At 58.8% G+C, this 22,230-nt stretch carries 15 protein-coding genes; 12 read left to right on the top strand and 3 right to left on the bottom strand.

Annotated elements, in window-relative coordinates; translation table 11 throughout:
- Nucleotides 1–67: 67 nt before the first annotated feature.
- The gene (locus AB4P90_RS05105; RefSeq protein ID WP_003171731.1) at nt 68–628 is read right to left on the bottom strand and encodes a response regulator transcription factor; all 561 of its coding nucleotides are present in this window, start codon (nt 626–628) and stop codon (nt 68–70) included.
- Nucleotides 621–1,883, bottom strand: coding sequence for an ATP-binding protein (locus AB4P90_RS05100; RefSeq protein WP_003188495.1), 1,263 nt, complete (start codon nt 1,881–1,883; stop codon nt 621–623). The genes AB4P90_RS05105 and AB4P90_RS05100 overlap by 8 nt, the downstream gene beginning before the upstream one ends.
- A 205-nt stretch (nt 1,884–2,088) precedes the next feature.
- Here AB4P90_RS05100 and AB4P90_RS05095 point away from each other — a divergent pair, with 205 nt between their 5' ends.
- The 12 genes from AB4P90_RS05095 to AB4P90_RS05040 all read left to right on the top strand — a co-directional run bounded on the left by AB4P90_RS05095 (nt 2,089) and on the right by AB4P90_RS05040 (nt 21,687).
- Nucleotides 2,089–2,802 carry an SIMPL domain-containing protein gene (locus AB4P90_RS05095; protein WP_014716903.1) on the top strand — a complete coding sequence of 238 codons (714 nt, stop codon included), beginning with the start codon at nt 2,089–2,091 and terminating at the stop codon, nt 2,800–2,802.
- A 180-nt stretch (nt 2,803–2,982) separates the two neighbouring features.
- Complete coding sequence (locus AB4P90_RS05090; protein ID WP_032904634.1) at nt 2,983–6,330, top strand: dermonecrotic toxin domain-containing protein; 3,348 nt, start codon at nt 2,983–2,985, stop codon at nt 6,328–6,330.
- A 103-nt stretch (nt 6,331–6,433) separates the two neighbouring features.
- The gene (locus AB4P90_RS05085; protein ID WP_014716901.1) at nt 6,434–8,035 is read left to right on the top strand and encodes an ABC transporter substrate-binding protein; all 1,602 of its coding nucleotides are present in this window, start codon (nt 6,434–6,436) and stop codon (nt 8,033–8,035) included.
- 258 nt (nt 8,036–8,293) lie between these two features.
- Nucleotides 8,294–9,922: an ABC transporter substrate-binding protein gene (locus AB4P90_RS05080; protein WP_014716900.1), complete on the top strand. Its 1,629-nt coding sequence runs from the start codon at nt 8,294–8,296 to the stop codon at nt 9,920–9,922.
- A gap of 356 nt (nt 9,923–10,278) precedes the next feature.
- Nucleotides 10,279–11,832, top strand: coding sequence for an ABC transporter substrate-binding protein (locus AB4P90_RS05075; RefSeq protein ID WP_371917284.1), 1,554 nt, complete (start codon nt 10,279–10,281; stop codon nt 11,830–11,832).
- 171 nt (nt 11,833–12,003) lie between these two features.
- The gene (locus AB4P90_RS05070) at nt 12,004–13,398 is read left to right on the top strand and encodes an OprD family outer membrane porin (RefSeq protein ID WP_014716898.1); all 1,395 of its coding nucleotides are present in this window, start codon (nt 12,004–12,006) and stop codon (nt 13,396–13,398) included.
- An 80-nt stretch (nt 13,399–13,478) separates the two neighbouring features.
- Nucleotides 13,479–15,077, top strand: coding sequence for an ABC transporter substrate-binding protein (locus AB4P90_RS05065; protein ID WP_014716897.1), 1,599 nt, complete (start codon nt 13,479–13,481; stop codon nt 15,075–15,077).
- A gap of 76 nt (nt 15,078–15,153) precedes the next feature.
- A complete protein-coding gene (locus AB4P90_RS05060; RefSeq protein ID WP_003171721.1) occupies nt 15,154–16,164 on the top strand; it encodes an ABC transporter permease subunit in 1,011 nt (336 codons plus the stop codon).
- A gap of 10 nt (nt 16,165–16,174) precedes the next feature.
- Entirely contained in the window at nt 16,175–17,086 is a 912-nt protein-coding gene (locus AB4P90_RS05055; protein WP_003188486.1) for an ABC transporter permease subunit, read from the top strand.
- A 10-nt stretch (nt 17,087–17,096) separates the two neighbouring features.
- Nucleotides 17,097–18,065 (top strand): ABC transporter ATP-binding protein, encoded by a 969-nt coding sequence (locus tag AB4P90_RS05050; RefSeq protein ID WP_014716896.1) that lies wholly within the window; start codon nt 17,097–17,099, stop codon nt 18,063–18,065.
- Nucleotides 18,065–19,036: a peptide ABC transporter ATP-binding protein gene (locus tag AB4P90_RS05045; protein ID WP_395605712.1), complete on the top strand. Its 972-nt coding sequence runs from the start codon at nt 18,065–18,067 to the stop codon at nt 19,034–19,036. Before AB4P90_RS05050 ends, AB4P90_RS05045 begins: the two co-directional genes overlap by 1 nt.
- Nucleotides 19,037–19,428: 392 nt before the next feature.
- Nucleotides 19,429–21,687 carry a TonB-dependent siderophore receptor gene (locus AB4P90_RS05040; RefSeq protein ID WP_395605711.1) on the top strand — a complete coding sequence of 753 codons (2,259 nt, stop codon included), beginning with the start codon at nt 19,429–19,431 and terminating at the stop codon, nt 21,685–21,687.
- 73 nt (nt 21,688–21,760) lie between these two features.
- Here AB4P90_RS05040 and AB4P90_RS05035 read toward each other — a convergent pair whose 3' ends face one another.
- Nucleotides 21,761–22,021 (bottom strand): hypothetical protein, encoded by a 261-nt coding sequence (locus AB4P90_RS05035; RefSeq protein WP_032904007.1) that lies wholly within the window; start codon nt 22,019–22,021, stop codon nt 21,761–21,763.
- Nucleotides 22,022–22,230 lie beyond the last annotated feature (209 nt).

Genomic DNA, 22,230 nt, shown 5'->3' with positions numbered 1-22,230 from the left:
TTTGAACCGATCATAGGGGATCGGTTCGTGCGTCCGTGCAGCCTGAAGCGAGTTGTTCAGTCGCCGTTCAGCGTCGTACCGGGCGCTTCTGCAACTTGCGCTGCAAGGTACGCCGATGCATGCCCAAAGCGCGGGCGGTGGCGGAGATATTGCCTTCGTGCTCGGTCAGCACGCGCTGGATGTGTTCCCACTGCAGGCGGTCCACCGACATCGGATTTTCCGGCACCAGGGTGTCGAGGTCGGCATGCTCGGACAGCAAGGCGGCCAGCACGTCGTCGGCATCCGCGGGTTTGCACAGGTAATTGCAAGCGCCGCGCTTGATCGCCTCGACGGCGGTGGCAATGCTGGAGTAACCGGTGAGGATCACCACGCGCATTTCCGGGTCGAGTTCCAGCAGCTTGGGCAGCAGTACCAGGCCCGAGTCGCCGTCCATTTTCAGGTCGAGGGCGGCGTAGTCCGGCAGGTCGGCCTGGGCGATGGTCAGGCCCTCTTCGGCAGAGCCTGCAGTGCTGACGCGAAAACCGCGCCGGCTCATGGCGCGCGCCATCACGCGGGTAAAGGTCGCGTCGTCATCTACCAGCAACAGGTGCGGCAGTTCTTCGCCTTCGACTTGGATCTCGTCACTCATCGATATCTCCTCGTGCGACACGGGGCAGGCGCAGCTCGGTGAGCGTGCCACCTTCCTCATGACTATAGAGCTTCACTGAGCCGCCCGCGCGGGTCACGCTGGCCTTGCTCAAAAACAGGCCCAGGCCGAAGCCTTTGCCCTTGGTGGTAAAGAAGGGTTTGCCGATCTGCTCGGCAATGGCCAACGGCACGCCCGCGCCGTGGTCACGAATGCTGATGGTGACGTTTTCCGCGTCCCAGTCCAACTGCACGCCGAGGCCTTCAGGGCAAGCGTCGGCTGCATTGTTCAGCAAGTTGAGCAGCGCCTGGGTCAGGTCCGGCGGTGGCGCCATGCGCGGCACGCTGCCTTGGCCCAGCAGGTTGAAACGGTAACTGGCTTCGGGACGCATCAGGTGCCAGCGGTTGAGCGCCTCATCGAGCCACTGGGTGACGTCCTGCATTTCGACCGCCAGACGGCGATTGGCTTCAGCGGCGCGCACCAGTTGCTGCAACGTCAGCTTGCACTGCTTGACCTGTTCCTGCAGCACGCTCAAATCGTCCTGCAGGGCCGGGTCGTGATGGTCCTGGGTCATTTCCTTGAGCAGCACGCTCATGGTCGCCAGCGGCGTGCCCAACTCATGGGCAGCGCCTGCGGCCTGGGTGGCGACAGCCAGCAACTGCTGGTCACGCAGGCCTTCTTCACGGCGAATGGCGCGCAGTTCTTCCTGGCGGCGCAGTTCTTCGGCCATGCGCGCGGCAAAGAAGGTGATGACTGCCGCAGACAGGGCGAAGCTCAACCACATTCCGTAGATCTGCAGGTTTTCCCGGGCGATGGGGAACGTCTGCAAAGGGTAGAACTGCGCCAACAGCAGGGTGTACAGCGTCAGCGCAATCCCCGACAGCACCACCGAATAGCGCCACGGCAGGGTGACGGCAGCGATGGTCAAAGGCACCAGGTAGTAGGAGACGAAGGGGTTGGTGGACCCACCGGAGAAGTACAGCAACACGCTGTGGATAAACAGGTCACAGGCCAGTTGCAGAGCATATTCCAACTCGGTCACCGGCCAAGTGGTACGCAATCGAATGGCGGTGAACACACACAATACGGTGGAAAAACCCAGGGTCACGGCCAGTTGCAGCCAGGGCAGCGGCAGCAGGTCGAACCAATAGGCAAGCCCGACGGAACCAGCCTGTGCGGCCAATACCAGGGTGCGAATGAACGTCAGGCGCCAAAGGTTCTGGCGAGTGGCGGAAGTCAGTTTTACGGCGGCGAGCATGAGCTCTCCCGTTGAGCGCTGCAGGCGGATCGGCACGAGTATAAACGAAGCAGACCTGCTGGCACGGCGTGTGTGGCTCTTTGACGCAGGCCGGGTAAATGACCGTTCGTCGGCGCCGGCATAACTTGTAGGTAATGTGTAAACCCGAAGAACCCAGTGCCAACGTCTACAGTCATACCGAGCACGACTATCTCAAGGAGCTTCCATGTCTCGTTTCATTCGCAGTGCAGCCATCATTACCCTCAGCGCCAGCGCCCTGGCCAGCCTGCCGGCCATGGCCGCCGATGCATTGCATTACAACCAGATCTCCCTGCGCGCCGAAGCCAGCCAGGAAGTGGCCCGCGACAAGATGATCGTCACCCTTTACACCGAATCGCAAAACGCCGACCCGGCCAAGCTCGCGGCCGAAATCACCACCACCCTGAACCAGGCCCTGGGCCAGGCCCGCGAAGTCAAAGGCGTGACCTTGCGCCAGGGCAGCCGCAACAGCTACCCGATCTACGACAGCAAGAACCAGAAGATCACCGGCTGGCGTGAACGCGCCGAGCTGCGCCTGGAAAGCGCGGACTTCCCGGCGCTGTCCAAGCTCACCGGCGAGCTGTTGAACACGTTGAAAATGGACAGCATGGACTTCGCCATCGCCGATGCCACGCGCAAGGCCAGCGAAGATGCGCTGCTCAAAGACGCCGTGGCTGCATTCAAGGCGCGCGCACAATTGGCGACCGATGCACTCGGTGGCAAGGGCTACAAGATCGTCAACCTGAACTTCAACACCAATGGCTACCCGATGCCCTACGCCCGCAATGGCGGCATGATGATGAAAGCCGCGATGGCCGATTCAGCACCGACGCCGGAAGTGGAAGCAGGTACCAGCCAGGTCAGCATGAGTGCCGATGGTGTGATCGAAGTTTTACAGTAACTTTTTAGACAGAACAAAGGCGCAGCCCCACGGGATTGCGCTTTTTTTGCGCGCACGCGCGCCGTCATATACGGCAGCACATCTCGTAGGAATCAAGTGTCCGGTTTTCACGACTCATTACTGCCATAGCTACCAGGGAGGGCTGTGCTGGCATTTATTCATACAATGAGAGCCGAATTCATGTCCCTATCACTCGATCCAACCCCCTCGTTATCGCTGCCACCCGTCGTCGCTACTGCGACATCCAACACTCAAGCTCAGGCGACACCGGCATCGTCACCGCCCACGCCAAAGGCTGTCCAACCCGATGAAACAGCACTGCTCAAGGCCTACCTCGAGGCCGTACAACGCAAGGTGTTGCACGGCAATGCCGGGCTGATAACCGTGCCGCCCCAAAGCACTCTGGGCCAATGGCTCGGGCTGTATCGCATGCATGTGGAAAACGCCGTGGTACAGGGCTGGCTGCGCGAACAACACTTCGCCCCGGACACCTTGCTTTCAATCAACCCGTCTACAGGTACCTTGTCCGCCGAGATCGAGGGCAAAACGAAAACCTTCCATCTCTCGGATACATCAGGCTGGGGACAAATTTCAGGCCCCTTGCTGGAGACCGCAAAAGTTATCGCCCCTGGCAATAACGGTGATTTGCGTGTGAGGCTGGGTAAGGACTCCATACAGGTCAGTGCAAAAGTGGTGGCCAACTTTGAAGGCGTGTCCCTTCCCCAAACGCTGTCCCAGGCTCGAACACAAATAAGGTATCTGGAACATAAAGACAGCTTCGACCCTATCCCCGCCAATGACCGCCTGCGCCCTGCCAGCAGCCGCTCTTCACAAGCGCTGCAAGTGCAAAAACACAATGCCGCCAATTACTACAGCACCGCACCACAGGCGTTGGCTTACAAGCGTTTGGCGGTTGACGTCGCCAACAACCTGCCCAATACGCGGGCAGAGGCCAAAAAGTGGGCGGATGACCTGCTGCTCAAACTCACGGGCAAACCTATCGACTCCGACACCGTGTACCTGAACCGTTTCAAAGGTGGCGAAAGTGCAGACACGGCGACCGGCTGGGAACACACATTCCAAGAGCCCTGGTCTTCGCTGCGCCTGCCCGACGCCCTGCTGAAAAACTTCTCCGAGCACGATTGGGTGCCCGGCAACCTGGACCTGGAAGCGGGGCTGTATACCCAACCTGCTGGGCAAAGCGAAAAAGGCGGCTACGGCAAGCACAACCAGATCGACCTCAAACCGTCGCAAGTGATGCATGAAAGCTGGAAGACTGACTTCCAGAGCCAAATGACCCAGAAGATCGACAACTTCTGGAACTCTCATTCCGATAGCTACCAGACGGCGATCAAAGGCGAGTTCACCTTCCAGGCCCGCAAACAATTCAAGACAGCTCAAGCATGGCCTGCAGTTGAACGTGCGCTGCAAGCACCCGAACACCAATTCACTCGTGACGACTACAAGATGGTGATGGCAGCAGTACCCGACCTGCCCCTGGATGAAAATGCACCGATCAGCGTCGACCAACTCAAAGCCAAAACACCGATAAAAGCCCCTGTACAGGCGAATGCCTTGAGCATCCACGGTTTTACCTCCAGCGACATTGTGCGATTCAGCGCGGGCGACGGTGGCCGGCAAGTGCTTTACATCCCAGGCGCCGAGCCGGCGTTTCTCAGGTTCGACTCTGCGCAAAAGCTGGAACAATGGCTGATTGATCAGGCAAAAGATCCGAAAAAAAGTGAGGCCTTGGCGAGTCACTTCCCGATGATTTATCGCCAGGACCAAACCGCCGGTTTTGCCGCCAGAGCGGCGAAAGTACTTATGCCCCTCCTGTGGTTCACCCACGTAGGCGAAACGAAAGATGGCTTGGATACACACCTGAAGAAAATGGCCAGCGGCGAACTGAAGGGACCGGCAATCGATGCAAGCCACTCGAAAATTACCGGCGACTTATTTACTACCCTGGCGACCACCACCCAGGAGCGCATGAAAAGCGATGCTGACGTGGTCATCAAGTCAAACAGCGAAGAGACTCGAGACACCTGGCTCAACGACATTACCGTGGCGGCTGGCTTATTGGCCAAACTTGCGCCGATTGCCGCACCCGTGGCCGCGGTAGCCGTCGTGACAGGATTGACCGAATTGGCGCTGGGCGCAGAAAAAACCTCGTCTGGCGACACAGTGCAAGAGCGTGACGAGGGTGCCTCCAAGGCGTTCGATGGCTTACTGAACACACTCTTCTCGGTCGGAGCCAGCTCAGTCCCCGAAGACCCTTTTGCATTGCCTCCCGAAAAAGAATTACCACTGGGTGAACCGATTACCCCAACCCCCGCCAATGAAGTCGCGGAACCACAACCGGGACCGTCCGGGGGTACGCGCGCTGGCAAACCTGCTCCACAGCCCCTGCCTGACTCCCGGTCACTCATCCCGCTGGCCAAATATGCGGTCCCTGAGGGTGAGGCATTGATAAAAAATGCCACCCGAGATGCACTGGGGGTTTATCGAATGACTGACGACACCGGGGCGTTCCGCCAATTCGTACGCCTTACTGATGAAACAGGGACGAGCAAGGTCTTTGAAATATCCGGGCGCTACAGGACCGGCGACTCATTTGCCAAAATTATTGACCCGGATACTCGCGCAGGGCTGACGGTAATAACACCCGGGCGCGATGGCGAATGGGCTCGCGCGCCCGGCGACGGTGCTGGGTTGTTTGCATGGCTACGTCGTCCAGTTTCGCCAACGCCGAGTGATGACCTGAAGTCCCCACCCACTTTTGCCGATGAATTTGTCGATATCGATGGAAAAAAAATAGCCGGTGCCGAACAGTTCGATGAAATCTTGAAGAACAAAGCGGGAACCAACTACGAGTTCTCTTTCAGTCACATCGAGGAAGAAGGAATAATTAAAAAAAAGCTCATCACCTCGTGGACCCTTGAAGAACCGAATTTTACCTTGTTGCCGGAAGAGATAGCACACACCACGGAATACGGTGCCAGCGAGTATTCGCCCGCCTTCGTCAAGGATATCGATCGTAATCCTTACACTGTCACCACTACCGAAAACGCCTTGTCAGTGACTACTGAGCTGAACGCAACAGCAGACACGACGGCGGGTGCCAAGCAAGCAAGGATTGCGCAGTTCGAAGCGGCAATTCCCAATGCCGATCTGCGGGCTCGCATCTCCGAAGTGGCTCATCAAGGCTCTGCCGGGCCCGCTATCGTTGACCTACACGAACTTGACCTGAACAAAGAAGAGGTGACTCTGCAGAAGGGCTATTTTTTTAAGGCTGACAATACCCAGTTTCAGATTGAATACGATCCCTCGAACAACCTGGCCAAGGTCCATATGACTTCTGAAGGACACTTCTCTAACGCCGATAAAAATATCCAAAATGCTCCGGGTGTAAAGTTAACAATCAACAGGACCTTCACGATACGGGAGAGTAACGAGTTGGACGGTGCCTATGCGATCGATAAAGATGCTCCTACCAAGGTCGAGGTCACCTACATAGTAAATGCATAAACCGGCTAATGGCCCCTTACCTGAAACACCTGAACGGCGGTAACCTCGGTAACCGCCGTTTTTGTTTGGGCAGCCTAATATGCTTGCCATTTCAGGGGTCTCCATGGAAAGAATCGCCTTCAAACCACTATTGATCGCCGCAAGCCTGCTGGCCTGTATGCCCATGGCCCAGGCCGCCACCACCCTGGTCTATTGCTCCGAAGCCAGTCCCGCCGGCTTCGACCCCAGCCAATACACCAGCGGCACCGATTTTGATGCCTCCGCCGAAACCGTGTTCAACCGCCTGACCCAGTTCAAGCGTGGCGGCACCGAGGTAGAACCTGGTCTGGCGACAAGCTGGGATGTATCGAAGGACGGCCTGACGTACACCTTCCACCTGCGTGACGGGGTCAAGTTCCACACCACCGACTACTTCATCCCGACCCGCAATTTCAACGCCGATGACGTGCTGTTCACCTTCAATCGCTTGCTCGATGCCGACAGCCCGTTTCGCAAGGCCTACCCGTCCGAATCGCCCTACTTCACCGACATGGGTTTGAACACCACGATCAAAAGCGTCGAAAAACTCGACGAGCACACTGTGCGGTTCAACTTGAACACTGTCGATGCTTCGTTCGTGCAAAACCTGGCCATGAGCTTTGCCTCTGTTCAATCGGCCGAATACGCCGCCCAGTTGTTGAAACAAGGCAAGGCCGAGCAGATCAACCAGCAACCGGTCGGTACCGGGCCGTTTGTGTTCAAGCGTTATCAGAAGGACTCGCAGATCCGTTATGTGGCCAATAAACAGTATTGGAAACCCGAGGATGTGAAGCTCGACAACCTGATATTCGCCATCACCCCGGACGCCGCCGCGCGCCTGCAGAAACTCAAGGCAGGCGAATGCCAGGTCAGCGGTTACCCGCGCCCTGCCGATATCGAAATGATGAAGCAAGACCCCAACCTGCGCGTATTGCAACAAGCAGGCTTCAACCTGGGCTTCCTGGCCTATAACGTGACTCACCCGCCGCTGGATCAACTCAAGGTTCGTCAGGCCCTGGACATGGCCATCGACAAGCCCGCCATCATCAAGGCCGTTTACCAGGGCGCCGGACAATTGGCGCAGAACGCACTGCCTCCAGCGCAGTGGTCTTATGACCCCACGATACACGATGCGCCCTACGACCCGACCAAGGCCCGGTTGCTACTAAAAGAAGCAGGGGTTGCACCAGGTACCACCATTAACCTGTGGGCGATGACCGTACAACGCGCCTCGAATCCTAATGCACGGATGTCCGCGCAGATGATTCAACAGGATTGGGCCAAGGTCGGTATCAAGGCCAACATCGTCAGCTATGAGTGGGGCGAGTACATCAAGCGCGCCAAAAACGGCGAGCACGATGCAATGATTTATGGCTGGACCGGCGACAACGGCGACCCCGATAACTGGCTAGGCGTGCTCTACAGTTGTGCCGCGGTCAAGGGCAGCAACTATGCCAAATGGTGTAACCCGGCCTACGACAAGTTGGTGCAACAAGCCAAGGTCAGCAGCGACCGCGAGCAGCGCATCAAGTGGTATCAACAGGCCCAGAAAATCCTTAAGGAACAAGTACCTATAACGCCCATTGCAAACTCGACGGTTTTCCAGCCTATGCGCAAGCAAGTGCAGGATTTCAAGATCAGTCCGTTTGGACTGACGCCCTTCTACGGCGTGGGTCTAGATAAGTAACATCAATGCCCCAACCGAGTGCGCTAGACGCCTCGGATGGGCATTTTTGGTGCGCCATTTGCACCGAAAAAACCCTCCAAATAAGCACTTTTGTGTCGAAACTTTCATAATTGCGACATTCCTGTACGTTCGTACCACAGTTTTCCCTTTGCAACCGCTCTGCATCTTGCATTGGGTATGGCGCCTGCATAAGTATCCGCAGGCCGACTCACGAGGTCGCCCTCACCACCAAAAATGACAACAAATCATGAGGCCAACATGCTTAAACACGCAGTCCTTCCGTTATTAGTGAGCGCTGGCCTTATGGCCGCAGCCCCCGTAGCCCTTGCGGCAACTAACCTGGTGTTCTGCTCCGAAGGGAGCCCGGCCGGTTTCGACCCAGGCCAGTACACCACCGGAACAGACTTCGATGCCTCGGCCGAAACCATGTTCAACCGCCTGAGCCAGTTCGAACGTGGCGGCACCGCCGTCGTTCCTGGCCTGGCCACCAGCTGGGACGTTTCCCCGGATGGCCTGACGTACACCTTCCACCTTCGCGAAGGCGTCAAGTTCCATACCACCCCGTACTTCAAGCCTACTCGTGAATTTTCGGCTGACGACGTACTGTTCACCTTCAACCGAATGATCAATAAAGACGATCCGTTCCGTAAGGCCTACCCTACCGAGTTCCCGTACTTCTCGGACATGGAGATGGACAAGAACATCAAGAACATCGAGAAAGTCGATGACCACACCGTCAAGTTCACCCTTGGCACCGTGGACGCGGCGTTTATCCAGAACCTCGCGATGAGCTTTGCATCGATCCAGTCGGCCGAATATGCCGCCCAACTGTTGAAGGAAGGCAAGGCCGCCGACATCAACCAGAAGCCGATCGGCACTGGCCCGTTCGTGTTCAAGAGCTACCAGAAAGACTCCAATATTCGCTTCACCGGCAACAAGGAATACTGGAAGCCTGAAGACGTCAAGATCGATAACCTGATCTTCGCAATCTCCACGGACCCTTCAGTACGCATCCAGAAACTGAAAAAGAACGAGTGCCAGATCACAGCCTATCCTCGCCCGGCCGATATCAAGCCGCTGGAAGCGGACAAGGACATGAAGATGCCGCACCAGGCCGGCTTCAACCTGGGCTACATCGCCTACAACGTGATGCCTGTGCTCAAGGGCCAGACGACGCCAAACCCGCTGGCTGACCTGCGGGTTCGCCAGGCTTTGGACATGTCGGTGAACAAGCAGCAGATCATCGACTCCGTGTACCAGGGCGCTGGGCAATTGGCCGTCAATGCCATGCCACCCACCCAATGGTCGTACGACACTACGATCAAGGACGCCAAGTACGACCCTGCCAAAGCCAAGGAACTGCTCAAGGAGGCTGGCATAAAGGAAGGCACCGAGATCACTCTTTGGGCCATGCCGGTTCAGCGTCCGTACAACCCGAACGCCAAGCTGATGGCCGAGATGCTGCAGAGCGACTGGAAACAGATCGGCCTGAAGGTCAACATCGTCAGCTACGAGTGGGGCGAGTACATCAAGCGTTCCAAAGGTGGCGAGAACCAGGCGATGATCATCGGCTGGAGCGGTGACAATGGTGACCCTGACAACTGGCTGGGCACCCTGTTTTCGTCCCCGGCGTTGAACGGTAACAACTTCTCCAAGTTCGTTAATAAACAGTATGACGACCTGATCAGCCAGGCCAAATCGACCACGGATGTCGCCAAGCGCACCGAACTGTACAAACAGGCGCAACAGCTGCTTAAACGCGAATTGCCTTACACACCTATCGCGCACTCGACGGTGTATCAACCCATGCGTAATACCGTGCAGGACTTCAAGATCAGCCCGTTTGGCTTGAATTCCTTCTACGGCGTTAGCGTCAGCGGCAAGTAAGGACCAATAACGGCGACGTTTCATAACGTCGCCGTTATTCCATCCGCCTGGACCTTAGGAAACAGACTACGTTTGCAAGCGTTGCCGTCTTACAGCAATGAACTGCGACCCGTGCCTCCGTTGCCTACAAGGTCAGTCAGAATTGACGCATTTACTGCAAGGTCAACGCCCCATAAGGTCGTAGGACAGCAGAGGCATCACTCTGGGAAGGGCACTTGCTGTGTGTGGGATCAGTGAGGTCTGCCTGGCTGCACGCCAGCAGGTAGGCTCGCTGTTGATAACTACAAACAAGGACCGGGATCGTCATGCGCCATACCACCGTTGTATCCGCTCTGTTTGCTACCAGCCTGCTGGCCATGGCCACCATGGGCCAAGCCGCCGAGAAAAAGAGCCTGGTGTTCTGCTCCGAAGGCAGCCCGGCAGGGTTTGACACTGCGCAATACACCACCGCTACCGACAACGATGCGGCGGAGCCTTTGTATAACCGTTTGGTGGAGTTCGAAAAAGGCGCGACCGACGTCGTCCCTGGGCTGGCAACCAAGTGGGATATTTCCCCTGATGGCCTGACCTACACCTTCCACCTGCGTGAAGGGGTGAAGTTCCACAGCAACAAGGAATTCAAGCCGACGCGAGACTTCAACGCCGACGACGTGCTGTTCACCTTCAACCGCATGCTTGACCCCGAACACCCGTTCCGTAAGGCCTACCCCACCGAGTTTCCGTACTTCAACGGGATGAGCCTGAACAAGAACATCGCCAAGGTCGAGAAAACCGACCCGTACACCGTGGTGATGACCCTGAACACGGTCGACGCCGCGTTCGTGCAGAACATCGCCATGAGCTTTGCCGCGATCCTTTCGGCGGAATACGCCGAGCAGTTGCTCACGCAAGGCCGGCCCAGCGACATCAACCAGAAGCCGATCGGCACTGGCCCCTTCGTGTTCCAGCGTTACCAGAAAGACTCGCAGATCCGCTACGTGGGCAACAAACAGTACTGGGACCCGAGCCGCGTCAAGCTGGACCAACTGATCTTCGCCATCAACACCGACGCCTCGGTGCGCGTGCAGAAGCTCAAGGCCGGCGAATGCCAGGTGACCCTGCATCCACGCCCCGCCGACGTCGAAGCCCTCAAGACCGACCCGAACCTGCAACTGCTGACCAAACCGGGCTTCAACCTGGGCTATATCTCCTACAACGTACGCCACAAGCCGTTCGATCAGTTGGAAGTACGCCAGGCGCTGGACATGGCGGTGAACAAGCAGAGCATCCTCAATGCTGTGTACCAGGGCGCAGGGCAACTGGCGGTCAACGCCATGCCACCCACGCAGTGGTCCTACGACGACAGCATCAAGGACGCCGCCTACGACCCGGAAAAAGCCAAGCAGTTGCTCAAGGCCGCTGGCGTCAAGGAAGGCACCGAGATCACCCTGTGGGCCATGCCGGTGCAACGCCCGTACAACCCCAACGCCAAGCTGATGGCGGAAATGCTGCAGAACGACTGGGCCAAGATCGGTCTCAAGGTCAAGATCGTCAGCTATGAATGGGGCGAGTACATCAAACGCACCAAGAACGGTGAGCACGATGTCAGCCTGATCGGCTGGACCGGCGACAACGGTGACCCGGACAACTGGCTCGGCACCCTCTACAGCTGCGACGCCATCGGCGGGAACAACTACTCCATGTGGTGCGACCCGGCGTACGACAAGCTGATCAAGCAAGCCAAGGTCGTGACCGACCGTGAACAAAGGACTGTTCTGTACAAACAGGCGCAGCAACTGCTCAAGCAGCAGGTGCCGATCACGCCCATCGCCCACTCGACGGTCAACCAGCCGTTAAGCGCCAAAGTCGAAGGCTTCAAGGTAAGCCCCTTCGGCCGCAACGTGTTCTCGGGCGTCAGCATCAACCCATAAGAAAATAACCGGATGGCGGGGAGCGAAATCAGCTCCCCGGCAAACGTGCAGGCTTTTGTTGGGAATTTTCCTACGCCAAACGTTTGCAATAGCTTGAACAAGTTCCACACCCAATAGCCGGATCACCCAAAAAGACCGGCATTAAAAAAGAGAACCAAAGGAGCTTCACCCATGAAACTGAGCAGCAAAGCGCTTCTGGCCTTGGCCATCAGCAGCATCACGGCCACCGCCTACGCTGAAACGCAAAGCCAGGACTTCGTTCCTACCACCCTGGCCGGCACCAGCGCCCAAAGCGAGGCCAAAGGCTTTATCGAAGATTTCAGCCTGGGCGGCACCACGCGTAACTGGTACTCCCATGAAAGCAAATACCGCGGGGGCACCTTCTCGTACCAGAAACACGGCCAGACCCTGACCGATCGCAACCGTACCAACTGGGTCCAAGGCACCATCCTCAACGCCAGCTCGGGTTTCACCCAGGGCACCGTTGGGGTCAAGACTGAAGTGGCGGTGTACAACGCCCTGGTACTGGACCGCAGCAAGCGTGATATCAAAGGCGGCTCCAACCGTACCCTGGCCGACTCCAACGGTGATGCCGTAGACCAGTGGAGCAAACTGGGCCTGGCCAACGTGCAATTCCGTGTGTCCAACACCACACTGACCGCCGGTCGCCAGAACTTCAGCAGCGGCATCGTCGACACCATCGGCAACCGTGCTCTGCCTTCGAGCTTCCAGGGCGTGAGCTTCAACAGCGAAGAGTTCAGCAACCTGTCGTTCCAGGGCGGCGTGTTCGACCGCGTTTCCCCACGTAGCGAGCAGAGCCTGTCGAAATTCCGTACCGAATACGGCAATGGCGCAGAAACCGACAAAGTGTCGACCCTGGGTGTGAACTACCAGCCGCTGAAAAGCCTGAAGACCAGCTTCTTCGCCGCTAACGTGAAGGACTTCTGGAACCAGTACTACTTCGGCGCCACCCACGAGCTGGGCGACGCGCAGCAGTTGGGCCTGACCACCGGCTTCAACTACTACAAGACTGTCGATGAAGGCAAAAAAGAGATGGGGGAAATCGACAACGATACCTTCTCCCTCTCCCTGGGCCTGACTCACCAGGCACACAGCCTGACCTTTGGCTACCAGCAAGTGAACGGTAACGAGTACTTCGACTACCTGCACGAAACCAACGGTATCTACCTGGCCAACTCCCTGACGTCTGACTTCAACGGCCCGAACGAGAAATCCTTCCAGATCGCCTATGCCATCAACATGGCTGAATACGGCGTACCTGGCCTTAAGTTCAACGCCTACTCGGCACGCGGCTGGGGCATCGATGGTACCCACTACACCGGCAACAATGGCCGGGCCAAGTTTGCCTATGACGGCATCCAGTCCCAGGACGGCGAGAAGCACCAGGAATACGGTGTAGGCGCCTCTTACGCGCTGCAGAGCGGCCCGCTCAAAGCCACCACCGTGCGCGCAACCTATGTTGAGCACCGTGGCAGCGAGTTCCAGTCCGACGGCAGCATCAAAGAGTTCCGTCTGGTTACCACCATCCCGTTCAACATCCTTTAATTAATGCCAGGCAGGCGGCGAGCTCAGGACGAGCTTGCCGCCTACGCTTTTCTGGTTCCATCGATTGCAGAGGGCTCTGAATGAAAATGCTCCCACTACAAGCCGCCATGGCCGCTGCGCTGTTGAGCGTGGCGATCGGCGTTTCGGCCAAACCGCTGGTGGTCTGCACCGAAGCCAGCCCGGAAGGTTTCGACCCGGTCCTGTACACCACTGCCGTGACCGCTGACGCCGCCGCTGAAACCATGTTCAACCGCCTGGTGGACTTCAAGCCCGGCACCACAGAAGTGGTGCCTGCCCTGGCCAAAGACCTGCCGGAAATCAGCGCCGATGGCCTGACCTACACCTTCCACCTGCGTGACGACATCAAGTTCCACACCACCGACTATTTCAAACCCACGCGCAACCTGAATGCCGATGATGTGCTTTGGAGCTTCCAGCGCCAGCTGGACCCGAATCACCCTTGGCATAAAAAGTCCAACGTGGGCTATCCGTACTTCGAAAGCATGGGCTTTAAAGAACTGCTCAAGAGCGTAGAGAAAACCGACGATCACACCGTCGTCTTTACCCTGACCCGTCCTGAAGCCCCGTTCCTGGCCGACCTGGCCATGGCGTTTTCCTCGATTCACTCCGCCGAATATGCCGACCAGTTGCTCAAGTCCGGCAAGACCGATGACCTGAACGCCAAGCCCATCGGCACCGGGCCGTTCATCTTCAACCGCTACGCAAAAGATGCCCAGGTGCGTTTCAAGGCCAACCCGGAGTACTTCCGTGGCAAGCCGCCGGCCGACCCGCTTATTCTGGCAATCACCACCGATAGCAATGTGCGCCTGCAAAAGCTCAAGGCCAACGAATGCCAGATCGCGCTGTATCCCAAGCCCGATGATGTACCCAGCGCCAAGGCTGATCCCAACCTGAAAGTGGCGGAACTAGCGGCGATGACCACCAGCTACACCGCCATGAATACCACCCACAAGTACATGAGCGATGCGCGGGTACGTCACGCGATCAATATTGCCTTCGATAAAAAGGGCTACAACGAATCGCTGTACGGCAAAGGCAACGCCGTCGATGCCACCGGGCCGTACCCGCCGACCCTGCTGGGCTTCAGTGACAAGCTGAAAAACCCAGTTCGCGACTTGGACAAGGCGCGCGCCCTGCTCAAGGAAGCCGGCGTACCGGAAGGCACCGAGTTCACCCTGTTTACCCGTAACGGCGGCGGCCCGACCAACCCCAACCCGATGCTCGGCGCCCAGCGCATGCAGGCGGATCTGGCCCAGATTGGCCTGAAGGTCAATATCAAGGTCATGGAGTGGGGCGAAATGCTCAAGCGCGCTAAAGCCGGCGAACACGACATGGTTTCTGCAGGCTGGGCCGGGGATAACGGCGACCCGGATAACTTCCTCACCCCTAACCTGAGTTGCGACGCAGCGAAAAACGGCGAAAACTACGCCCGCTGGTGTAACAAAGAGTTTCAAGACTTGATCGACAAGGCCCGCGCCGACGCTGAACCCGCCGAACGCGCCGCACTCTATGAACAAGCTTTGGCCGTTTTCGAGAAGGACCAACCGTGGATCCCCATGGCCTACCCGAAAATGTTTACCGCCATGCGCAAGAACGTCGAGGGTTATACCCAAAGCCCTCTGACTACCAATAACTTCGCCACCACCCAGGTGAAGTAAATAAGAAAAACGCTCGGCACCGTCGACACTGACGGTGCCGGACCTGCCTAACCGGCTGATTGAGGTACACACCAAGATGTTTAGTTTTATTGCCCGCCGACTGGGGTTATTGATCCCCACGTTCTTCGGCATCACGTTGCTGACCTTTGCGTTGATTCGCATGATTCCAGGCGACCCCGTAGAAGTCATGATGGGCGAGCGACGGGTTGACCCCGAAATGCACGCCCAGGCAATGGAGCGCCTTGGCCTTAACAAGCCGCTGTATGCGCAATACCTGGATTACGTCGGCAAGCTCGCCCAGGGCGACCTTGGCGAATCGTTGCGCACTCGCACCAGCGTGTGGACCGAGTTCACCGCCCTCTTCCCCGCGACCCTGGAACTGTCCATGGCCGCGCTGTTGTTCGCCGGTATTCTGGGTCTGTTGGCCGGGGTGATCGCGGCACTCAAACGAGGATCCCTGTTCGACCACGGGGTGATGGGCATCTCCCTGGCGGGATATTCGATGCCGATCTTCTGGTGGGGCCTGATCCTGATCATGTTCTTCTCGGTGAGCCTGGGCTGGACCCCGGTGTCCGGGCGTATCGACCTGCTCTACGACATCGAGCCACGCACCGGCTTCATGCTGATCGACACCCTGCTGGCCGACGAGCCGGACGCGTTCTGGGATGCGTTGCACCACCTGATCCTGCCAGCCATCGTGCTCGGCACCATCCCGCTGGCGGTGATCGCGCGCATGACCCGTTCGTCGATGCTCGAAGTGCTGCGTGAGGACTACATCCGTACCGCCAAGGCCAAGGGCCTATCGCCGGCGCGCGTGGTGTTCGTGCACGGCCTGCGTAACGCGCTGATCCCGGTGCTCACTGTGGTCGGCCTGCAAGTCGGCACGCTGCTGGCCGGTGCGGTACTGACCGAAACCATCTTCTCGTGGCCCGGCATCGGCAAATGGCTGATCGAAGCCATTGGCGCGCGGGACTACCCGGTGGTGCAAAACGGCATTCTGCTGATCGCCTGCCTGGTGATCCTGGTGAACTTCGTGGTGGATATCCTCTACGGCTTCGCCAACCCACGCATCCGTCACCAGCGCTGAGATCATGACCATGACCACACCTACTCAAGTGTCAGCAGTCGATCAGAGCCTGCTGTACCCGTCCCCGTACAAAGAATTCTGGCAAGCCTTCTCCAAGAACAAAGGCGCGGTTGCCGGCCTGCTGTTCATGTTGCTGATCGTGTTCTGCGCGATCTTCGCCCCGTGGGTTGCGCCGCATAACCCCAGCGAGCAATACCGAGACTTCCTGCTCACGCCACCGGCCTGGCTGGAAGGCGGGCAGATGCAGTTCCTGCTGGGCACCGACGAACTGGGCCGTGACTTGCTCTCGCGCCTGATCCAGGGCTCGCGCCTGTCGTTGCTGATCGGTTTATCGTCGGTGGTGATGTCGCTGATCCCGGGCATCCTGCTAGGCCTGTTCGCTGGGTTCTTCCCGCGCTTGCTCGGCCCGACCATCATGCGCTTGATGGACATCATGCTGGCCCTGCCATCGCTGCTGCTGGCCGTGGCGATTGTGGCCATCCTCGGCCCTGGCCTGATCAACACCGTGATCGCCATCGCCATCGTGTCGTTGCCATCCTATGTGCGCCTGACCCGCGCCGCCGTGATGGGCGAACTGAACCGCGACTACGTGACTGCCGCCCGCCTCGCCGGCGCCGGCCTGCCACGCCTGATGTTCATCACCGTGCTGCCTAACTGCATGGCGCCGCTGATCGTACAAGCGACCTTGAGCTTTTCCTCGGCGATTCTCGATGCCGCGGCCCTGGGCTTCCTCGGCCTTGGCGTACAACCGCCAACCCCTGAGTGGGGCACCATGCTGGCTTCGGCCCGCGACTACATCGAACGCGCCTGGTGGGTGGTGAGCCTGCCTGGCTTGACCATTTTGCTCAGCGTGCTGGCAATCAACTTGATGGGTGACGGCCTGCGCGATGCGCTGGACCCGAAACTCAAGAACGCCGCCTGAGGAGATTCCCATGTCACTGTTAGAAATCAAGAATCTCAACGTGCGCTTCGGCGACAAGACCGCCGTGCCGGTGGTCGATGGCCTCGACATTTCCGTCGACAAGGGCGAAGTCCTGGCAATCGTTGGCGAGTCGGGCTCGGGTAAATCCGTGACCATGATGGCGCTGATGGGCCTGATCGAGCACCCCGGCATCGTCACCGCCGATGCGCTGAACTTCGACGGCAAGGACATGCTCAAGTTGAGCAACCGCCAGCGCCGCCAGATCGTCGGCAAAGACCTGGCGATGGTGTTCCAGGATCCGATGACCGCGCTGAACCCCAGCTACACCGTGGGTTTCCAGATCGAAGAAGTGCTGCGCCTGCATTTGAAAATGTCCGGCAAACAAGCACGCAAACGCGCCATCGAGCTGCTGGAAAAGGTCGAGATCCCAGGCGCTGCCAGCCGTATGGATGCCTACCCGCACCAATTGTCCGGTGGTATGAGCCAACGCGTGGCAATCGCCATGGCGATTGCCGGCGAACCGAAACTGCTGATCGCCGATGAACCGACCACTGCGTTGGACGTGACCATCCAGGCGCAGATCATGGAGCTGCTGTTGGCCCTGCAAAAAGAGCAGAACATGGGCCTGGTGCTGATCACTCACGACCTCGCGGTAGTGGCTGAAACCGCCCAGCGCGTTTGCGTAATGTACGCAGGTCAGGCAGTGGAAGTCGGCCAGGTGCCGCAGCTGTTCGACATTCCGGCACACCCGTACAGCGAAGCGTTGCTCAAGGCGATTCCCGAGCACAGCCTGGGTGCCACGCGCCTGGCCACGCTGCCGGGCATCGTGCCGGGCCGCTATGACCGTCCGCAGGGTTGCCTGCTGTCGCCGCGCTGCCCGTATGTGCAGGACTCCTGCCGCGCCCAGCGGCCGGGCCTCGATCCGAAAAGCAACAGCCTTGCCCGCTGCTTCTACCCGTTGAACCAGGAGGTGGCGTAATGGCCGTCGTACTTACCGCCCGCGACCTCACCCGCCACTACGAAGTGTCCCGTGGCCTGTTCAAGGGCCATGCCATCGTGCGTGCTCTTAATGGTGTGTCTTTTGAGCTGGAAGCCGGCAAGACCCTCGCCGTGGTAGGCGAGTCGGGCTGTGGCAAATCCACCCTGGCCCGCGCCCTGACGCTGATTGAAGAGCCCTCGTCGGGCTCGTTGAAAATCGCCGGGCAAGAAGTGGCCGGCGCCAACAAGGCTCAGCGCAAGCAATTGCGCAAAGACGTGCAGATGGTGTTCCAGAGCCCCTATGCCTCGTTGAACCCACGCCAGAAAGTCGGTGATCAACTGGCCGAACCGCTGCTGATCAACACCCACCTGTCCGCTGCCGAGCGCCGCGAAAAAGTGCAGGCGATGATGAAGCAAGTGGGCCTGCGCCCTGAGCATTATCAGCGCTACCCGCACATGTTCTCCGGTGGTCAGCGCCAGCGTATCGCCCTGGCTCGGGCAATGATGCTGCAACCCAAGGTGCTGGTGGCGGACGAACCGACCTCGGCGCTGGACGTGTCGATCCAGGCACAGGTGCTTAACCTGTTCATGGATTTGCAGCAGGAATTCAACACCGCCTACGTGTTCATTTCCCACAACCTGGCGGTGGTACAGCACGTAGCTGACGATGTGATGGTGATGTACCTCGGCCGCCCGGTTGAGGTGGGCCCCAAGGAAGACATCTACGCACGCCCGCTGCACCCTTACACCCAGGCGCTGCTGTCGGCCACGCCGACCATTCACCCGGACCCGAGCAAGCCAAAGATCAAGATCGTCGGCGAACTGCCCAACCCACTGAACCCGCCGCCGGGTTGCGCGTTCCACAAGCGCTGCCCGTATGCGACCGAGCGCTGCAGCAGTGAGGAGCCGCTGTTGCGGCCGTTGGATAACCGGCAGGTGGCTTGTCACTACGCGGAGCAATTCGTGGCCTGAAGCAACATTGTTTCCCTCTGTGGGAGCGGGCTTGCTCGCGAATGCGTGGGTTCAGCTACAGATGGGTTGCTGACACACCGTCTTCGCGAGCAAGCCCGCCCCACAGGGGTAATGCGTAATATCGAGTTCCATCGCCCTTCCCGCCAGATTGCGCATCAGTCTGGCTGGAGGGGCTTTTTTTTGCGCGGTTGTAACAAAAAACATACCGTTTGAACCCATGCCAAAAGCCCTGAAAACATTGAGCCAGAGCGTTTCGAAAAGTGTATAGATTGTAAATGCAATTTACTTCTGTTTGAGAATCAATACCATTACGACGCACGGAGAGCGCTGGATGCACGACAAAAATTCAGACGCCTCTCGTTCAATCGCCCCTCCTAAAGGACTTTGTGGACATGTCGTCTCAATTCAGGCTCAGCCATCTCTCGCTGGCGTTTATCGCTACCCTTTCGTCACCCGCGCTGCTGGCGCAGAGTGTGGAAAAAGAGCGCGATAAAGTGCCGATCCAAGCGACAGACCTGCCGGTGGATGGCACGCCCCAAGCCCTGGTGCTGGGCGAAACGCGTGTATTGGGCACCGCTGCCGAAGAACTCAAGCAGGCGCCCGGTGTGTCGATCATCACCGCCGAAGACATCAAGAAACGCCCGCCCACCAACGACCTGTCGGAGATCATCCGCCGCGAGCCGGGCGTGAACCTGACCGGCAACAGTTCCAGCGGCAGCCGTGGCAACAACCGCCAAATCGACCTGCGCGGCATGGGCCCGGAAAACACCCTGATCCTGATCGATGGCAAGCCGTCCACCTCCCGCAACGCCGTGCGTTATGGCTGGAGCGGCGACCGCGATACCCGTGGCGAAACCAATTGGGTGCCGGCCGAAGAAGTCGAACGCATTGAAATCCTGCGCGGCCCGGCCGCCGCCCGTTATGGCTCCGGTGCCATGGGCGGTGTCATCAACATCATCACCAAACGCCCCACCGACCAACTGCACGGCTCGCTGACCGCCTACACCGCCTTCCCCGAAAACGATGCCGAAGGCGCGAGCAAACGCACCAACTTCAACCTCAGCGGCCCGTTGACCGACACACTGGCGTTCCGCGTCTATGGCGGCCTGAACAAGACCGACGCCGATGACGCCGACATCAACCGCGCAGCACAGGCGACCCCAGACTCGCTGGTGGCCGGCCGCGAAGGCGTGCGCAATAAAGACGTGAACGGCTTGCTGAGCTGGCAGTTCACCCCCGAGCAAACCCTCGACCTGGAAGCCAGCTACAGCCGCCAGGGCAATATTTTCGCCGGTGATACCATGCTCAACGGCGGTGGCGCATTCGTGGAAAGCCTGGTGGGCAAGGAAACCAGTGTGATTCAACGCAGCAGCTTCTCGGCCACGCACCGCGGCGAGTTCGACTGGGGCTCGACCCTGGCTTCGCTAACCCACGACCTGACCCGCAACGAACGCCTCAATGAAGGCCTGGCCGGTTCTGGCGAGGGTGCGCCGTCTGCCAGCGCAGGCCGTTTCGAGTCGCGCTTGCGCAACACTCGGGCCACCGCCGAGGTCAACCTGCCCCTGAGCGTCGGTGCCGAACAGGTGCTGACCCTGGGCAGCGAGTACCTCTACGAGTCGATGAACGACCCAGGCTCGTTGCGCCCGCAAAGCTATGACCCGGGCACCGGCGGCGTCCCCGCCATCCCGGGCGTAAGCCGCAACAGCACCAAAACCACCGCCTCGAGCTACGCCTTGTTTGCCGAGGACAACATTGAGTTGGGCAGCAAAACCGTCATCACCCCTGGCTTGCGCTTCGACGATCATGAGGAATACGGCGGCAACTGGAGCCCCAGCTTCAACGCCTCGCACCAGTTGACCGACGAACTGAGCATCAAGGGCGGCATTGCCCGCGCCTACAAGACCCCCAACCTGTACCAGTCCAACCCGAACTACTTGCTGTATAGCCGGGGCAATGGCTGCAACGCCAGCGAAGCCAACATGGGCGGCTGCTACCTGGTGGGCAACCGCGACCTGAAGCCGGAAATCAGCGTCAACAAGGAAATCGGCCTGGCCTTCGACAAGGGCACCTGGCGTACCAGCGCGACGTACTTTCGCAATGACTACAAGAACAAGATCAACGCCAGTAACGAGGCGACCTTCCGCCTGGGCAACGGTCGCCGCGTGCTGGAGTGGGAAAACAGCGGGCCCGCCTTGGTGCAGGGCGTTGAAGGCAACCTGTTCATCAGCCTGCGCGATGATCTGGACTTGAACACCAACCTGACCTACATGATCGACTCCAAGGACAAGGACACCGGCGAGCCCTTGAGCATCATCCCCAAGTACACCGTCAACACCACGCTGGATTGGCAAGCCACTGACAAGCTGTCATTCCAGGTCAGCGGCACCTATTACGGCAAACAAGAAGCACCGACGCTCAACTCACGCAGCGCCAGCAGTTACGAGCGCAGCGCCCAGCAGGACGTCGACCCGTACGGGTTGATGGGCCTGAGCAGCGGCTACGAATTCAGCAAAAACCTGAGCGTACGCGTGGGCATCAACAACCTCCTGGACAAGCGCCTGTCTCGCAAAGGTAACGCCGACGACGCCGGTGCCCAGACCTACAATGAACCGGGCCGCGCTTACTTCGCGTCGGTGACTACATCGTTCTAAGGCATTGTTTGAGGCCTGAAAAGCGCCTCCCACCAGCTATAGGCTGGCGGGAGGCGCTTTCTTTCTAGCGAGCCTACGTTTGGCTATCGCCTTCGTCTGCGTCTGCGTCGTCGCTGTCGGGCTCGTCGGTAGTAGAGTCATCATCACCCTCGCTGCCGCCCTGGCCCTGATCGCCTGGTTCGGCTTCGGACTTGGCCAACTGCAAGTGCGATGCCTGACCACTGGTCACCACCGCTGCGCTCGGTACCGGGTTATGCGCCCAGGCCGTCGACATCCCCAACGACAACAGCACCAGCACTTTCATCAACAGCACTATTCGTTGAAAAATACTCATGATCGATTCCGTCCAGTCAGTAAATGGGCCCCGCACGGCAGTCATTAACTGCCACCAGCGTTTACGCTAGTCGCGATGCCGGATTACCGCCAATCCCCAGCCTTTAGGAGGTCAAAATGTGGGAGGGGGCTTGCCCCCGATTACGGAGTGTCAGAGCCCAATACACTGGCTGACACACCGCTATCGGGGGCAAGCCCCCTCCCACATTC

It is taken from the genome of Pseudomonas sp. B16120 (genome assembly GCF_044218845.1).
In the GTDB taxonomy this organism is placed as follows: Bacteria; Pseudomonadota; Gammaproteobacteria; order Pseudomonadales; family Pseudomonadaceae; genus Aquipseudomonas; species Aquipseudomonas paracarnis.
This window is presented reverse-complemented; position numbering and strand designations above follow the sequence as displayed.

What these genes read in the sequence shown, in the direction of transcription:
- AB4P90_RS05105 (WP_003171731.1), bottom strand. Translation starts at nt 628, where the DNA reads ATGAGTGACGAGATCCAAGTCGAAGGCGAAGAACTGCCGCACCTGTTG.
- AB4P90_RS05100 (WP_003188495.1), bottom strand. Translation starts at nt 1,883, where the DNA reads ATGCTCGCCGCCGTAAAACTGACTTCCGCCACTCGCCAGAACCTTTGG.
- AB4P90_RS05095 (WP_014716903.1), top strand. Translation starts at nt 2,089, where the DNA reads ATGTCTCGTTTCATTCGCAGTGCAGCCATCATTACCCTCAGCGCCAGC.
- AB4P90_RS05090 (WP_032904634.1), top strand. Translation starts at nt 2,983, where the DNA reads ATGTCCCTATCACTCGATCCAACCCCCTCGTTATCGCTGCCACCCGTC.
- AB4P90_RS05085 (WP_014716901.1), top strand. Translation starts at nt 6,434, where the DNA reads ATGGAAAGAATCGCCTTCAAACCACTATTGATCGCCGCAAGCCTGCTG.
- AB4P90_RS05080 (WP_014716900.1), top strand. Translation starts at nt 8,294, where the DNA reads ATGCTTAAACACGCAGTCCTTCCGTTATTAGTGAGCGCTGGCCTTATG.
- AB4P90_RS05075 (WP_371917284.1), top strand. Translation starts at nt 10,279, where the DNA reads ATGGCCACCATGGGCCAAGCCGCCGAGAAAAAGAGCCTGGTGTTCTGC.
- AB4P90_RS05070 (WP_014716898.1), top strand. Translation starts at nt 12,004, where the DNA reads ATGAAACTGAGCAGCAAAGCGCTTCTGGCCTTGGCCATCAGCAGCATC.
- AB4P90_RS05065 (WP_014716897.1), top strand. Translation starts at nt 13,479, where the DNA reads ATGAAAATGCTCCCACTACAAGCCGCCATGGCCGCTGCGCTGTTGAGC.
- AB4P90_RS05060 (WP_003171721.1), top strand. Translation starts at nt 15,154, where the DNA reads ATGTTTAGTTTTATTGCCCGCCGACTGGGGTTATTGATCCCCACGTTC.
- AB4P90_RS05055 (WP_003188486.1), top strand. Translation starts at nt 16,175, where the DNA reads ATGACCACACCTACTCAAGTGTCAGCAGTCGATCAGAGCCTGCTGTAC.
- AB4P90_RS05050 (WP_014716896.1), top strand. Translation starts at nt 17,097, where the DNA reads ATGTCACTGTTAGAAATCAAGAATCTCAACGTGCGCTTCGGCGACAAG.
- AB4P90_RS05045 (WP_395605712.1), top strand. Translation starts at nt 18,065, where the DNA reads ATGGCCGTCGTACTTACCGCCCGCGACCTCACCCGCCACTACGAAGTG.
- AB4P90_RS05040 (WP_395605711.1), top strand. Translation starts at nt 19,429, where the DNA reads ATGTCGTCTCAATTCAGGCTCAGCCATCTCTCGCTGGCGTTTATCGCT.
- AB4P90_RS05035 (WP_032904007.1), bottom strand. Translation starts at nt 22,021, where the DNA reads ATGAGTATTTTTCAACGAATAGTGCTGTTGATGAAAGTGCTGGTGCTG.